Annotated in this window: 13 protein-coding genes and 1 riboswitch; of the genes, 10 read left to right on the top strand and 3 right to left on the bottom strand. The window is 68.9% G+C overall.

All coding sequences use genetic code 11. The features are described from left to right. Positions 1-17: 17 nt before the first annotated feature. Entirely contained in the window at positions 18-1,397 is a 1,380-nt protein-coding gene (locus ACIRDU_RS02145; RefSeq protein WP_403573136.1) for a cysteine desulfurase/sulfurtransferase TusA family protein, read from the bottom strand. A gap of 264 nt (positions 1,398-1,661) precedes the next feature. Here ACIRDU_RS02145 and coxB point away from each other — a divergent pair, with 264 nt between their 5' ends. The 4 genes from coxB (at position 1,662) to ACIRDU_RS02125 (ending at position 6,141) form a co-directional block, all read left to right on the top strand. Next, a complete protein-coding gene (coxB, locus tag ACIRDU_RS02140) occupies positions 1,662-2,627 on the top strand; it encodes a cytochrome c oxidase subunit II (RefSeq protein ID WP_403573133.1) in 966 nt (321 codons plus the stop codon). After that, positions 2,624-4,360 (top strand): cytochrome c oxidase subunit I, encoded by a 1,737-nt coding sequence (gene ctaD / locus ACIRDU_RS02135; protein ID WP_362039429.1) that lies wholly within the window; start codon positions 2,624-2,626, stop codon positions 4,358-4,360. The genes coxB and ctaD overlap by 4 nt, the downstream gene beginning before the upstream one ends. After that, complete coding sequence (locus tag ACIRDU_RS02130) at positions 4,357-4,755, top strand: cytochrome c oxidase subunit 4 (RefSeq protein WP_403573130.1); 399 nt, start codon at positions 4,357-4,359, stop codon at positions 4,753-4,755. The genes ctaD and ACIRDU_RS02130 overlap by 4 nt, the downstream gene beginning before the upstream one ends. Before the next feature lie 132 nt (positions 4,756-4,887). Continuing rightward, the gene (locus ACIRDU_RS02125; RefSeq protein WP_403573127.1) at positions 4,888-6,141 is read left to right on the top strand and encodes an Ig-like domain-containing protein; all 1,254 of its coding nucleotides are present in this window, start codon (positions 4,888-4,890) and stop codon (positions 6,139-6,141) included. A 94-nt stretch (positions 6,142-6,235) separates the two neighbouring features. Here the strand turns inward: ACIRDU_RS02125 and ACIRDU_RS02120 are convergent, their stop codons facing one another. Continuing rightward, positions 6,236-6,637 carry a hypothetical protein gene (locus tag ACIRDU_RS02120; protein ID WP_403573124.1) on the bottom strand — a complete coding sequence of 134 codons (402 nt, stop codon included), beginning with the start codon at positions 6,635-6,637 and terminating at the stop codon, positions 6,236-6,238. A gap of 145 nt (positions 6,638-6,782) precedes the next feature. On the opposite strand from ACIRDU_RS02120, the gene ACIRDU_RS02115 reads away from it, so the two are divergent. The 6 genes from ACIRDU_RS02115 (at position 6,783) to ACIRDU_RS02090 (ending at position 13,899) form a co-directional block, all read left to right on the top strand. Beyond that, positions 6,783-7,403, top strand: coding sequence for a heme-copper oxidase subunit III (locus ACIRDU_RS02115; RefSeq protein ID WP_403573122.1), 621 nt, complete (start codon positions 6,783-6,785; stop codon positions 7,401-7,403). Between the two features lie 81 nt (positions 7,404-7,484). Then, positions 7,485-8,297 (top strand): c-type cytochrome, encoded by an 813-nt coding sequence (locus tag ACIRDU_RS02110; protein WP_403573119.1) that lies wholly within the window; start codon positions 7,485-7,487, stop codon positions 8,295-8,297. Continuing rightward, complete coding sequence (locus tag ACIRDU_RS02105) at positions 8,294-9,367, top strand: Rieske 2Fe-2S domain-containing protein (protein WP_403573116.1); 1,074 nt, start codon at positions 8,294-8,296, stop codon at positions 9,365-9,367. Before ACIRDU_RS02110 ends, ACIRDU_RS02105 begins: the two co-directional genes overlap by 4 nt. Further along, positions 9,364-10,986 carry a cytochrome bc complex cytochrome b subunit gene (locus tag ACIRDU_RS02100; protein WP_403573113.1) on the top strand — a complete coding sequence of 541 codons (1,623 nt, stop codon included), beginning with the start codon at positions 9,364-9,366 and terminating at the stop codon, positions 10,984-10,986. The genes ACIRDU_RS02105 and ACIRDU_RS02100 overlap by 4 nt, the downstream gene beginning before the upstream one ends. Positions 10,987-11,124: 138 nt before the next feature. Continuing rightward, complete coding sequence (gene trpD, locus ACIRDU_RS02095; RefSeq protein ID WP_403573110.1) at positions 11,125-12,189, top strand: anthranilate phosphoribosyltransferase; 1,065 nt, start codon at positions 11,125-11,127, stop codon at positions 12,187-12,189. A gap of 75 nt (positions 12,190-12,264) precedes the next feature. Then, a riboswitch (SAM riboswitch) is annotated at positions 12,265-12,381 on the top strand. A gap of 150 nt (positions 12,382-12,531) precedes the next feature. After that, positions 12,532-13,899, top strand: a complete 1,368-nt coding sequence (locus tag ACIRDU_RS02090) for an aminotransferase class V-fold PLP-dependent enzyme (RefSeq protein WP_403573107.1) — start codon at positions 12,532-12,534, stop codon at positions 13,897-13,899. On the opposite strand, the gene ACIRDU_RS02085 is transcribed toward ACIRDU_RS02090, so the two are convergent. Beyond that, positions 13,854-15,080, bottom strand: a complete 1,227-nt coding sequence (locus ACIRDU_RS02085; RefSeq protein ID WP_403573104.1) for a glycerate kinase — start codon at positions 15,078-15,080, stop codon at positions 13,854-13,856. The genes ACIRDU_RS02090 and ACIRDU_RS02085 overlap by 46 nt on opposite strands. Positions 15,081-15,087 lie beyond the last annotated feature (7 nt).

Here is a 15,087-nt window from a genome sequence, read left to right as displayed (position 1 = left end):
CCGCACCAAAGAAACGTTCAGCTCGTCCGGCGGACCGTGTACGCCGTTCCTCGGTCCGCCGGCTCCTCGCCCACGTACTCCTGGTTCCGCATCTCGCACCACGCCGGGATGTCCAGGCGGGCCGCCTCGTCGTCCGACAGCACCCGCACCAGGCTGCCCACGGGTACGTCGCCGATGACCTTGGCGAGCTCGATGACGGGGATCGGGCAGCGCTTGCCGAGGGAGTCCACGACCAGGACGTCCTCCTCGCGGGCTACCTCGGTGGCGACCGGCGCGCCCAGCTTCTCCCGCACGGCCGCCACCGCCCCGGGGAGGACGGCCAGGAACCTCTCCACATCCTCCTCGGTCACCCCCGGTGGCAGCGAAACCCGCACATTCCCCTCACTCAGCACACCCATCGCCCGCAGTACATGGCTCGGCGTCAGCGTGCTGCTCGTGCAGGACGATCCGGACGAGACGGAGAAATCCTCGCGGTCCAGCTCGTGCAGGAGCGCCTCCCCGTCGACATAGAGGCAGGAGAAGGTGACGACCCCGGGCAGCCGGCGCACCGGATGGCCCACCACCTCGACGTCGGGGACCAGGCGCGGCACCCGGGCCCGGATCCGGTCCGTCAGCTCCCGCAGGCGCACGGCCTCCTCGGCCGCCTCCGCCCGTACGGCCCGCAGCGACGCGGCCGCCGCCACGATCGCCGGGATGTTCTCGAAACCGGGCGCACGCCCCGACTCCCGCTCGTCCACCGGCCCTTGCGCCGCGAACCGCACACCCTTGCGCACGACGAGCAGCCCGACCCCGGACGGCCCACCCCACTTGTGCGCACTGGCCGCGAGCAGCGACCAGTCCCCTTCCACCGGCCCCCACCCCAGCGACTGCGCCGCGTCCACCAGCAACGGCACCCCGGCCTCCCGGCACACCTCGGCCACCGCCGCGACGGGCTGCTCGCTCCCCACCTCGTGATTGGCGGACTGCAGACACGCCAGTGCGGTGTCCTCGCGCAGGGCATCGCCGTAGGCCGCGGGGTCCACCAGCCCGGTGCGGTCCACCGCGACCTGGGTGACGCTCCCTCCGGCCGCCTCGAGGAGCTCCGCCGAATGCAGTACAGAGGAGTGTTCGACCGCTGACACGATCAGGTGACGGCCGACCCGCCTCCGCCCGGCCAGTGCCCCGGCAATCCCCGTGTGCACGGCACGTGTTCCGGACGAGGTGAAGATCAGCTCGTCCGGCCGGCACCCCACCGCCTCGGCGGCGGCCTCCCGCGCGGCGTCCAACAACACCCGGGCGCGGCGCCCCTCCCTGTACAGACGCGCGGGATCCGCCCACCCCTCGTCGAACGAGGCCAGCAGAGCCTGCCGGGCGATCGGATGGAGCGGAGCAGCGGAAGCAGCGTCGAAGTAGGCCACACAGCAACGCTAGAACGTTCCTGGGGACATTGGACCTCAGGGGCGCGGGGAACTGCGCGAACAGCCACAAATCACCCGCAGCCGCCAAATCAGCGAACCACCCGAGTGAGTAGGCACCCCTCCCCGAGAACCCCCGGAGGGCGTCGGCTAGGGTTTGGTCCGCATAAACATCCAAACCCCTGCCCGACGCAGGGCCGCGACCGACCAGCGAGAAGGCCAGGCCGCAGCCGATCCGCGCGGGCGAGACTCTCGGGAAGGCGCTACGTGAGTCCCAACGGCTCCGACCGCTCGCCGCGGCGCCCGATGCGGCGGAAGCTGCTGCAGGCACTGACCGCGGGCCTGGTCTTGGCGACAGCCACCGGTTGCTCGTACAACTGGGAAGACTTCCCCCGCCTTGGTATGCCCACCCCGACCACGGAAGAGGCTCCGCGGATCCTCTCCCTGTGGCAGGGGTCCTGGGCGGCTGCGCTCGCCGTCGGCGTGCTGGTGTGGGGTCTGATCCTGTGGAGTGCGTTCTTCCACCGGCGCAGCCGCACCAAGGTCGAAGTTCCTCCGCAGACCCGGTACAACATGCCCATCGAGGCGCTGTACACGGTGGTCCCGCTCATCATCGTCTCGGTGCTGTTCTACTTCACCGCCCGTGACGAGTCCGAGCTGCTCAGCCTCAAGAAGAAGCCCGACGTCACGGTCAACGTGGTCGGCTTCCAGTGGAGCTGGTGCTTCAACTACATCGAGCCGGTCGCCGGTTCCACCGGGGACGCCAAGACCTCGAAGGACCTGGACGCGATCCCGGACCGCTTCAAGAAGGACTTCCCGGCCAACGCCGGCGGCGTCTACGACTGCGGCACCCCCGGTACGCGGAACCCGCAGACCAACAACCCGGGCCCGACGCTCTGGCTCCCCGAGGGCAAGACGGTCCGCTTCGTCCTGACCTCGCGTGACGTCATCCACTCCTTCTGGGTGGTGCCGTTCCTCATGAAGCAGGACGTCATTCCGGGCCACACCAACGCCTTCGAGGTGACCCCCAACAAGCAGGGCACCTTCCTCGGCAAGTGCGCCGAGCTCTGCGGCGTCGACCACTCTCGGATGCTGTTCAACGTGAAGGTCGTCTCCCCCGAGCGCTACGAGCAGCACCTCAAGGACCTCGTGGACAAGCAGCAGAACGGTTACGTTCCTGCCGGCATCGCGCAGACGAGCCACGAGAAGAACCGGGAGACGAACAACCTGTGAGCATCCTCAACGAACCCCAGGGTGCCGCGGCAGCAGGGTCCCACTACCAGGACGAGCTGCCGGTCAGGCGCCAGAACCGCGGCAGTGTCGTGGTCAAGTGGCTGACGACAACGGACCACAAGACGATCGGCACGCTGTACCTGGCGACGTCGTTCGCGTTCTTCGTCATCGGCGGCGTCATGGCGCTGCTCATGCGCGCCGAGCTCGCCCGGCCTGGTCTGCAGATCATGTCGAACGAGCAGTTCAACCAGGCGTTCACGATGCACGGCACGATCATGCTGCTGATGTTCGCGACGCCGCTGTTCGCCGGTTTCGCGAACTGGATCATGCCGCTGCAGATCGGCGCGCCGGACGTGGCGTTCCCGCGGCTGAACATGTTCGCCTACTGGCTGTACCTGTTCGGCTCGCTCATCGCGGTGGGCGGCTTCCTCACCCCGCAGGGCGCGGCCGACTTCGGCTGGTTCGCCTACAGCCCGCTGTCGGACGCTGTCCGCAGCCCGGGCATCGGCGCCGACATGTGGATCATGGGCCTGGCCTTCTCCGGCTTCGGCACCATCCTCGGCTCGGTCAACTTCATCACCACAATCATCTGCATGCGCGCTCCGGGCATGACGATGTTCCGCATGCCGATCTTCACCTGGAACGTGCTGCTGACCGGTGTGCTGGTCCTGCTCGCCTTCCCGGTGCTGGCCGCGGCCCTGTTCGCCCTGGAGGCGGACCGCAAGTTCGGTGCCCACGTCTTCGACTCCGCCAACGGCGGCGCGTTGCTGTGGCAACACTTGTTCTGGTTCTTCGGCCATCCAGAGGTGTACATCATCGCGTTGCCGTTCTTCGGCATCATTTCCGAGGTCATCCCGGTCTTCTCCCGTAAGCCGATGTTCGGTTACACGGGTCTGATCGGCGCGACCATCGCGATCGCGGGTCTGTCCGTGACGGTGTGGGCGCACCACATGTACGTCACCGGCGGTGTGCTGCTGCCGTTCTTCTCCTTCATGACGTTCCTCATCGCCGTACCGACCGGTGTGAAGTTCTTCAACTGGATCGGCACGATGTGGAAGGGCTCGCTGTCCTTCGAGACGCCGATGCTCTGGGCGACCGGCTTCCTGATCACCTTCACCTTCGGTGGTCTGACCGGTGTCATCCTGGCCTCGCCGCCGATGGACTTCCACGTCTCCGACTCGTACTTCGTGGTGGCCCACTTCCACTACGTCGTCTTCGGCACCGTGGTGTTCGCGATGTTCTCCGGCTTCCACTTCTGGTGGCCGAAGTGGACCGGCAAGATGCTGGACGAGCGCCTGGGCAAGATCACCTTCTGGACGCTGTTCATCGGCTTCCACGGCACGTTCCTGGTCCAGCACTGGCTGGGCGCCGAGGGCATGCCGCGCCGTTACGCCGACTACCTGGCGGCCGACGGCTTCACCGCGCTGAACACGATCTCGACGATCAGCTCGTTCCTGCTCGGCATGTCGATCCTGCCGTTCTTCTACAACGTGTGGAAGACGGCCAAGTACGGCAAGCCGGTCGGCGTCGACGACCCGTGGGGCTACGGCCGCTCCCTGGAGTGGGCGACCTCCTGCCCGCCGCCGCGGCACAACTTCATCACCATGCCGCGGATCCGCAGTGAATCCCCGGCGTTCGACCTGCACCACCCGGAGATCGCCGCTCTCGACCAGCTCGAGAACGCCGGTCACGGCGAGAAGGCCCTCGCTGGCGGCAAGGAGGCCGGCAAGTGAAGATCCAGGGCAAGATGTTCATGTGGCTGAGCGCCTTCGTGCTCGTCATGGCGATCGTCTATGGCGTGTGGTCGAAGGAGCCGGCCGGCACGACGGCGCTCTTCCTGACCTTCGGCCTGTGCATCATGATCGGCTTCTACCTCGGCTTCACGGCCAAGCGGGTCGACGTGGGCGCACAGGACAACAAGGAGGCGGACGTCGCGGACGACGCCGGCGAGGTCGGGTTCTTCAGCCCGCACAGCTGGCAGCCGCTCTCCCTGGCCATCGGCGGCGCCCTCGCCTTCCTGTCGATCGCGATCGGCTGGTGGCTGATGTACTTCTCGCTGCCGATCATCCTGATCGGCGTCTGGGGCTGGGTCTTCGAGTACTACCGCGGTGAGAACCGCACCCAGTAACACGCGCCGAGCGCTTCAGGGGCCCGGACACTCCGAGAGGAGCGTCCGGGCCCCTGCTTTTGCCGCACATGCATGTCACTCGTACGAGTCGCTCGGCGTGCCACTGTTGACGCGGCTTCCTAGCGTGAGGTCATGAGCCACACAGTGATCTCCCGCCGCCGCACCGCCGTCGGCTGCACGCTGCTGGTGATATCCCTCTGCGCGGGCGTCAGCGCCTGCGGCTCGGACGGCAATCCGCTCGCCGCCCGTCCCTACGACGCGGCCGACCAGGTCTCCTTCAACGCCCCCTCGGAGGGCCGCGAGAAGGCCGACCCGGACAAGCCCCTGGAAGTCGTCGAGGACTCCGACGGGCGCATCACCGACGTCACGGCCCACGACGCCTCAGGACGCTACGTGGCGGGCGAACTCGCCGCCGACGGCAGCCGCTGGCACAGCACCTCCCCGCTCGCCGCCAACGCCAGCTACACGGTCCGGGTGAGCACCGAGGACGAGGACGGGGCGCCCGGCCGCAAGGTCGTCACCTTCGAGACCGGCAAGCCGACCACCAAGAAGCGCCTGGACGTCACCTTCGGCCCCAAGGCGGGCACCTACGGCGTCGGCCAGCCCATCACGGCCGAGCTGAGCCGGCCCGTCAAGGACAAGGCCCAGCGGGCCGTCGTGGAACGCGCCCTCAAGGTCTCCTCCACCCCCGCCACGGACGGTGCCTGGCACTGGGTGGACGACAAGAAGCTCCACTACCGCCCGAAGGACTACTGGCCCGCCCAGGCCACCGTCCAGGTGCGCAGCAACCTCCAGGGCATCAAGATCGGCGACCGGATGTGGGGCGGCAAGGCCAAGCCGCTGACCATCACCACCGCGGACAAACTCATAGCCGTCACCGACGCCGCCGCCCACCAGATGACCGTCTACAAGAACGACGAGATCATCCGGCAGATCCCGGTCACGACGGGCATGCCCGGTTACGACACCCGCAACGGCGTCAAGGTCGTCCTGGCCAAGGAGGGCACCGTCCGCATGACCAGCGCCAGCATCGGCGCCTCGGACTTCTACGACCTGATCGTCCACCACTCGGTCCGGGTCACCAACAGCGGCGAGTACGTCCACGCCGCCCCCTGGTCCGTCGGCTCCCAGGGCTTCGCCAACGTCAGCCACGGCTGCACCGGCATGAGCACCGAGAACGCGGCGTGGTTCTACGACACCGTCCGCGAGGGCGACATCGTCAAGGTCATAAACTCCGGCGGCGACACGATGGCGCCCTTCGGCAACGGCTTCGGCGACTGGAACCTCGACTGGGCGAAGTGGCGCACCGGCAGCGCCCTCATAGGCGGCACCCCGGAGGGCCCCACGGAGGCCGACAGGGCCCGACTGCGCCCACAGAGCGTCTAGACGCCCTCAGGGGTACGTCCCTCAGGGGCGCGGGGAACTGCGCGACAAGTCACAGACCACCCGCACCCGCGAGACAACGGGCGCCCCCGAGTTCCTAGGCGTTCAAAGCCGCCTTCTCCCGCAGCAGGGAGGCCAGCGCGGAGGCGAACTCCACCGGCTCCACCGGCAGCGTCACAGCGGACTCCGCGCGGCTCCAGGTCGCAAGCCACGCGTCCTGGGGCCGCCCGATCAGCAGCAGCACCGGCGGGCAGTCGAACACCTCGTCCTTGATCTGCCGGCAGACCCCCATGCCCCCCATCGGCACGGCCTCGCCGTCCAGCACGCAGACGTCGATCCCACCCCGGTCCAGCTCCTTGATCACCGCCGCGGGGGTCGCACACTCCAGGAACTCCACCACGGGAACGTCCGGAGCCGGCCTCCGTCCCGTGGCGAGCCGCACCTGCTCGCGGGTGTTGGAGTCGTCGCTGTAGACCAGCACCGTGGCGGTCGGCTGCATTGTTCCTCCGTGACGTCAGCGTCGTAAGGACAGGCCCGTTGGGCCGGATGCTACTCCCTTGAACACCACGTCAACACCGGTACGACCGGTGAAGACACTCCGAACGGCACCCCCCGGAGTGAGGGCGGGATAAGCGACCGACATAATGTCGGTCGTGGCGACAGCAACGACAGCAGAAACCGGGCACGCGCACCCGTCGGTCAATCGGCCGAACCTCACCAGCGTCGGAACCATCATCTGGTTGAGTTCCGAGCTGATGTTCTTCGCGGCCCTCTTCGCGATGTACTTCACCCTGCGATCGGTGACGGGTCCCGATCACTGGAAGGAGATGGCTGCCCATCTCAACTTCCCGTTCTCGGCGACGAACACCACCATCCTGGTGCTCTCCTCCCTCACCTGCCAGCTCGGCGTCTTCGCCGCCGAGCGCGGTGATGTGAAGAAGCTGCGGATGTGGTTCATCGTCACCTTTGTGATGGGTGCGATCTTCATCGGCGGTCAGGTCTTCGAGTACACGGAGCTGGTCAAGGAGGCGGGCCTGTCCCTGTCCTCCGACCCGTACGGCTCGGTGTTCTACCTGACCACCGGCTTCCACGGCCTGCACGTGACGGGCGGTCTCATCGCCTTCCTGCTGGTCCTGGGCCGGACCTACGCGGCCCGGAGGTTCACCCACGAGCAGGCGACGGCCGCGATCGTCGTGTCCTACTACTGGCACTTCGTCGATGTCGTCTGGATCGGTCTCTTCGCCACGATCTACATGATCAAGTAGCAGGGCCCGCATCCGCGCGTGCTCCACGAAGCGCGCATCCCAGAAGCATCGACGCAGAAGATCCTGACACCGGGGTAATCCGTGAAAAAGCTCTCCGCACGACGACGCCACCCGTTGGCGGCGCTCGTCGTCCTACTCCTCGCGCTGGCATGCACCGGGGGGCTGTACGCCGTGTTCGCACCCGCGGACAAGGCACAGGCCGACGAAACCGCCCAGTCCCTCACCATCGAGGAGGGCAAGAAGCTCTACTCGGTCGGCTGCGCCAGTTGCCACGGCACCGGCGGTCAGGGCACCTCCGACGGGCCCAGCCTGGTGGGCGTGGGCGCCGCGGCCGTCGACTTCCAGGTGGGCACGGGCCGTATGCCGGCCGCCACCTCCCAGGGCCCCCAGGTCCCGGAGAAGAAGAACATCTACTCGCAGGCCGAGATCGACCAGCTCGCGGCGTTCATCGCCTCGCTGGGTGCCGGTCCGTCCGTTCCGACGGAGGAGCAGTACGGCCCCGAGGGTGCCGACATCGCCAAGGGCGGTGAGCTGTTCCGCACCAACTGCGCGCAGTGCCACAACTTCACCGGCAAGGGCGGCGCGCTCACGCACGGCAAGTACGCGCCGACCCTCGAGGGCGTCACCCCGAAGCACATCTACGAGGCCATGCAGACCGGCCCGCAGAACATGCCGTCCTTCCCCGACACCACGCTGTCGGAGAAGAACAAGAAGGACATCATCGCGTACCTCGACGCGGTCAACAGCGAAAAGACCGAGAGCCCCGGCGGCCTCGAACTGGGTGGCCTCGGGCCGGTCAGTGAAGGCCTGTTCGGCTGGATCTTCGGTCTCGGCGGTCTGATCGCCGTCGCCGTGTGGGTCGCCGCCCGGACCGCAAAGGCCAAGAAGTCATGAGTAGCCAAGACATTCCAGAAGAGAACCTGCCTGCCGCGCAGTCCGCAGGCCATGACGAGCACGGGCACGGCGTGGTGAGCGTCGCGGACGACAAGCACCCGTTCGCCGACCCGGGCCTGCCGCCTCACGAGCACCGGGTCCAGGACGTCGACGAGCGGGCCGCCAAGCGGTCCGAGCGCTCGGTCGCCCTGATGTTCACGGTGTCGATGCTGGCGACCGTCGCCTTCATCGCCGCGTTCGTGGCGATCCCGGTGGACAAGTCGGTCTACATCTTCCCGCTCGGTCGCATCAGCGCGCTGAACTTCGCGCTGGGCATGACGCTCGGCATCGCGCTGTTCTGCATCGGAGCGGGCGCCGTCCACTGGGCCCGCACCCTGATGTCGGACGTGGAGATCGCCGACGAGCGGCACCCGATCGAGGCGGAGCCCGAGGTCCGCGAGAAGGTCTTCGCGGACTTCAAGCAGGGCGCCAAGGAGTCCGCGCTCGGCCGCCGCAAGCTGATCCGCAACACCATGCTCGGCGCGCTCACCCTGGTGCCGCTCTCCGGTGTCGTGCTGCTGCGCGACCTCGGCCCGCTGCCCGGCGAGAAGCTCCGCCACACGCTGTGGTCCAAGGGCAAGCTGCTCGTCAACATGAACACGAACGAGCCGCTGCGTCCCTCCGACGTGGCGGTCGGTTCGCTGACCTTCGCCAAGCCCGAGGGCCTGGAGGAGCACGACCACGAGTTCCAGAACGAGATCGCCAAGGCCGCCCTGATGATCGTCCGGATCCAGCCGGAGAACATCAAGGACAAGCGCGAGCTCGAGTGGTCGCACGAGGGCATCGTCGCGTACTCGAAGATCTGCACCCACGTCGGCTGCCCGATCTCCCTGTACGAGCAGCAGACGCACCACGTGCTCTGCCCCTGCCACCAGTCCACCTTCGACCTCTCCGACGGTGCCCGAGTGATCTTCGGTCCCGCTGGTCACGCCCTGCCGCAGCTCCGCATCGGTGTGAACGACGAGGGCTACCTCGAGGCGCTCGGCGACTTCGAAGAGCCCGTCGGCCCTGCTTTCTGGGAGCGCGGATGAGCACTGCACAGACACGCCGCAAGGCGCCCGCGGGTGAGCGGGTCGCCGACTGGGCCGACGGCCGCCTCGGGATCTACTCCCTGGCCAAGGCCAACATGCGCAAGATCTTCCCGGACCACTGGTCCTTCATGCTGGGTGAGATCTGCCTCTACAGCTTCATCATCATCATCCTGACGGGTGTGTACCTGACGCTGTTCTTCCACCCGTCGATGAACGAGGTGGAGTACCACGGCAGTTACGTCCCGCTCCAGGGGCAGCTGATGTCGGAGGCGTTCGCCTCCACGCTGGACATCAGCTTCGACGTCCGCGGCGGTCTGCTCATCCGGCAGATCCACCACTGGGCGGCGATCATCTTCCTCGCCGGCATGTTCGTGCACATGATGCGCGTCTTCTTCACCGGCGCGTTCCGCAAGCCGCGCGAGATCAACTGGCTGTTCGGCTTCCTGCTGTTCGTCCTGGGCATGTTCACCGGTTTCACCGGCTACTCGCTCCCGGACGACCTGCTCTCCGGCACCGGTGTCCGCTTCACCCAGGGCGCGATCCTGTCCGTGCCGATCGTGGGCACGTACATCTCGATGTTCCTGTTCGGCGGGGAGTTCCCGGGCACCGACTTCGTCGCCCGGTTCTACTCGATCCACATCCTGCTGCTGCCGGGCATCATGCTCGGGCTCGTGGTCGGCCACCTGATCCTGGTCTTCTACCACAAGCACACGCAGTTCGCGGGTCCCGGGCGGACCAACAAGAACGTCGTCGGCATGCCGCTGCTGCCGGTCTACATGGCCAAGGCCGGAGGCTTCTTCTTCCTGGTCTTCGGTGTCATCGCGGCCATCGCCGGCATCGCGACCGTCAACCCGATCTGGGTCCTGGGCCCCTACCGTCCCGACCAGGTGTCGACCGGTGCCCAGCCGGACTGGTACATGGGCTTCGCCGAGGGTCTGGTCCGCGCGATGCCGGGCTGGGAGATCAACTTCTGGGGTCACACGCTCGTCCTGGGCGTGTTCATCCCGCTGGTCCTCTTCGGTGTGTTCCTCGCGATCATCGCCCTGTACCCGTTCATCGAGTCGTGGATCACCGGGGACAAGCGCGAGCACCACATCCTGGACCGCCCGCGCAACGCCCCGACGCGCACGGCCTTCGGTGTCGCGTGGGTCACCGGCTACATCATCATGCTGATCGGCGGTGGCAACGACATCGTCGCCACGCACTTCCACCTGTCGATCAACGCGGTCACCTGGTTCGTCCGGATCGGGTTCTTCCTCGGACCGGTCATCGCCTTCATCGTCACCAAGCGCATCTGCCTCGGCCTGCAGCGCCGGGACAAGGAGAAGGTGCTGCACGGCCGCGAGTCGGGCATCATCAAGCGCCTGCCGCACGGTGAGTTCATCGAGGTGCACGAGCCGCTCAGCCAGGAGCAGATGTACACGCTCACGGCGCACGAGCAGTACGAGCCGGCCGAGATCGGCCCGACGGTCGACGAGAACGGTGTCGAGCGCAAGGTGAAGGGCTCCGAGAAGCTGCGCGCCAAGCTCAGCGACGCCTACTACGGCGAGGGTGCCCAGATCCCGAAGCCCACCGTCGAGGAGTACCGGGAGATCACGAGCGGCCACGGCCACCACTGATCGCTGCTTCGCCACGCCACACCGAAGGGCCCCGTCCGATCGTCGGACGGGGCCCTTCGCCGTGCCCGGGGCTGGATAGGGTGGACCTCGTTGAGATTCTCGTCCCGTAGTGCGGGACGCCTGACCCTGGAGCGGCTTATGAGCGCTGTGACCCCCGCTGGAGGCGACACCGCGGCGGGCCGCTCCTGGCCCCTGCTGCTGAACGGCCTGCTGGACGGCAGGCACCTGAGCGCGGACGACACCGCCTGGGCGATGGACCGGATCATGCGCGGCGAGGCGACCGAGGCGCAGATCGCCGGGTTCGTCGTGGCCCTGCGCGCCAAGGGCGAGACGGTCGAGGAGATCAACGGCCTGGTCCGCACGATGTACCAGCACGCCAACGTGATCGAGGTGCCCGGGGCGACGGTCGACATCGTCGGCACGGGCGGTGACGGCGCGAAGACGGTCAACATCTCCACGATGTCCTCGATCGTCGTGGCGGGCACCGGTGCGAAGGTCGTCAAGCACGGCAACCGGGCCGCGTCCTCGGCGTCCGGGGCCTCCGACGTGCTGGAAAAGCTCGGCGTCAACCTGGAACTGCCGCTGCACCGGGTCGCCGAGGTCGCCGAGGAGGCCGGGATCACCTTCTGCTTCGCGGTGAAGTTCCACCCGGCGCTGCGGCACGCGGGCGCGGCCCGGGGCCAGTTGGGCATCCGCACGGTGTTCAACGCCCTCGGCCCGCTCACCAATCCGGCCCGGGTCCGCGCCCAGGCCGTCGGTGTGGCGGACCCCCGCATGGCACCGATCGTCGCGGGCGTCTTCGCCGAGCGCGGCAACTCGTCCCTGGTCTTCCGGGGCGACGACGGCCTCGACGAGCTCACGACCACGGCCACCTCCCGGGTGTGGATCGTCCGGGGCGGCCAGGTGACCGAAGAGGCCTTCGACCCGCGTGACGTGGGCCTCGAACTGGTCCCGGTGGAAGCGTTGCGCGGCGCGGACGCCTCCTACAACGCCGAGGTCGCCCGCCGTCTGCTGGAGGGTGAGACCGGTCCGGTTCGCGAGGCGGTCCTGCTGAACTCGGCCGCGGCGCTGGTGGCCCTTCAGCCGACCGCCGCCCCGCTGGCCGAGCAGATCCGCGCCGGGATGGTGAAGGCGGCCGAGTCGATCGACTCGGGGGCGGCGAAGCGGACGCTGGAGCGTTGGGTGGCCGCGAGCAACACGTAGCGGATTCCCGTACGGCGTCCCGCGATCCGGACTCGGGTTGCGGGGCGCCGGTCTTTTCGCGTACGTTCCTGATCAGGTCATGAGTGACAGTCATGAGGCCCCGGCCGACTGTCCGGCAACCCTCCGTCCGTGGCGGGGTGCCCCGGGTGAAGACCAGGCCGCAGGCAGCGAGGTCTGCGGCAAGCGCGTGACGAGGAGTCTCTCGTGAACCAGCGAATGCGATAGGGCCGCAGAGCCCCGCCTCCGCATCCCCCTCTTTCCTTCACCCCCGCTTGTAGCCCCACGGGTTGTAGCCCCACGGGCTCGCGGGCGGATTCCACCTGCCTTCACGGGAGTTCACCCATGTCCGTCTCCACCGTTGCCGTCGACCCGTCCGTTTGCGCCCCGCTGCCCGTTCTGGGACGTGATGTCACCGTTCCGCTCGTGACCGGTGGCGAGGTCACCTACGCCGCGCTCGACTACGCCGCCAGCGCCCCGGCGCTCCAGCGGGTCTGGGACGACGTCGCCGCCTACGCGCCGTACTACGGCAGTGTCCACCGCGGCGCCGGGTACCTGTCCCAGCTCTCCACCGACCTGTTCGAGAACGCCCGCCGGACCGTCGCCGAGTTCCTCGACTGCCGCGACGGCGACCAGGTGGTCTTCACCCGCTCCACCACCGACTCCCTCAACCTCCTCGCCGCCGCCCTCCCGGACGACTGCCAGGTCTTCGTCTTCGAGACCGAGCACCACGCCTCCCTGCTGCCGTGGCGCAACGCCCGCGTCACCTGCCTCGACGCCCCGCGCAGCCCCCGCGAGGCCGTCGAGACCCTGGAGCGCGCCCTGGCCGGCCGGGACCCCGACGGACCGGCCCTGGTCTGCGTCACCGGCGCCTCGAACGTCACCGGTGAGCTGTGGCCCGTACGGGAACTCGCGGCGGCCGCGCACGCCCACGGCGCGCGGATCGTGCTGGACGCCGCCCAGCTGGCACCGCACCACCCGGTGTCCGTCGCCGACCTCGACGTCGACTGGGTCGCCTTCTCCGGGCACAAGCTGTACGCGCCCTTCGGCTCGGGCGTCCTGGCCGGGCGGGCCGACTGGCTGCGCGCGGCCGAGCCCTACCTCGCGGGCGGCGGCGCCAGCCGCAAGGTCAGCCGGCGGGAGGACGGGGGAGTGGACGTGGAGTGGCACGACAGCGCCGCCCGCCACGAGGCCGGGTCGCCCAACGTCATCGGCGCCTACGCCGTCGCCTCGGCCTGCAAGGCGCTGACCGAGGCCGGCTTCGACACCCTCGTCGCCCGTGAGCAGTACCTGGTCCGCGCGGTGCGGGAGGGCCTCGCCGACGTTCCCCAGGTGCGGTTCCTGTCCCTCTTCGGGGACGACGCGCCGCGGGTCGGGGTGCTCTCCTTCGTCGTCGAGGGCTGGAACAGCTCCCACTTCGCCGCCGCCCTGTCCGCCGAGTACGGCATCGGCGTGCGGGACGGGCTGTTCTGCGCCCACCCGCTGGTGCGCACGCTGCTCGGCAGCGACCCGCAGTCCCAGGGGGAGTGCGGGTCGCCGGAGGCAGCGCCCGGGGAGAAGTCGCTCAACGCCATCCGGGTCAGCTTCGGCGCGGGCACGCCGGACGAGCACGTGGAGCGGTTCGTGCGGGCGGTGAAGGAACTCGTGACGGACGGGGCGAAGTGGAACTACCGCACGGAGGACGGACGCTGCGTGCCGGACACGTCGGCCTGAGTCCCTGACGGCGTCACCTCCTGCGGCAGCACGAGTGGGATCCGAGTGCCCAGGACGATCATCCGCAGGGCGCGTTCCGTGGCGTCCGTGAGCAGCTCGCTCGCCCGGATCATGGCCTCGGCCAGCTCCATGGGGGCGGGCAGGATGCCGTGGCAGGCGTCCACGCCCGGCACTTCGGCAGCGCCCTCGCCGAGCGTGCCCGCGAGGGCCAGGACGGGACGGCCGTAGAGCTTGGCCCGGCGGGCCACCTCGGCGGGGATTTTGCCGCGCGGCGTCTGGTGGTCCAAGGCGCCCTCGGCGGTGACGACCAGGTCGGCACGGGCCAGCCGGGCGTCCAGGTCGAGGTGGTCCAGCAGCACGTCGAAGCGGGGCAGGAGCCTGGCGCCCAGAGCGGCCAGGCCCGCTCCCAGGCCGCCGGAGGCTCCCGTGCCGGGCCCCGAGCGCAGGTCGCTGTCCGGCACGGCGGCGTCACGGGTGAGGACGAACGCCCAGTTCTCCAGCGCCGCCGACAGCTCCTCCACCTGCGCGGGCGTCGCGCCTTTCTGCGGACCGAAGACCCGGGCCACGCCCCGCTCGCCGCACAGGACGTTGTACGGATTGCAGGCGACCAGCAGCTCCACCTCCGTGAGGCGCGGGTCCAGGCCCCTCGGGTCGACACGGTGCAGGCGGGTCAGCTCCCGCCCGCCCCGCGCGAGTTCCTCACCGTTGACGTCCAGCAGCCGGGCGCCCAGGGCCTGGAGCGCGCCGGCGCCCCCGTCCGAGGTGCCCGAGTCGCCGCAGCCGACGAGGATCCTCCGGACGCCCGTCCCGAGCGCGGCGCGGATCAGCTCGCCGACGCCGTACGTGGTGGTGGCGCCCGGGTCGCGCAGATCGCGCGGGACGAGGGAGAGGCCCGCGACCGCCGCCATCTCCACCACGGCGGTGTCCCCGCCGCCCAGGAGGGCGAAGTGCGCGGCGACAGTCTCCCCGACCGGGCCGGTCGCGGGCACGCTGACGATCCTGCCCCCGCTGGCGGTGGCCAAGGCGTGAGCCGTGCCCTCGCCGCCGTCCACCAGCGGGACCAGGTCGATATCGGCGTCGGGCAGGACCCGGCGCACGCCGGCCGCGATGGCGTCGGCGGTGGCCTGCGCGGACAGGGACTCCTTGAAGCCACTGGGGGCTACGACGACATGGGTCAGCACGAGGACT

The sequence above is a fragment of the Streptomyces sp. NPDC093598 genome, from assembly GCF_044764825.1.
In the GTDB taxonomy this organism is placed as follows: Bacteria; Actinomycetota; Actinomycetes; order Streptomycetales; family Streptomycetaceae; genus Streptomyces.
Note: the sequence above shows the minus strand (reverse complement) of the source record. Positions and strands in the feature narration are given on the sequence as shown.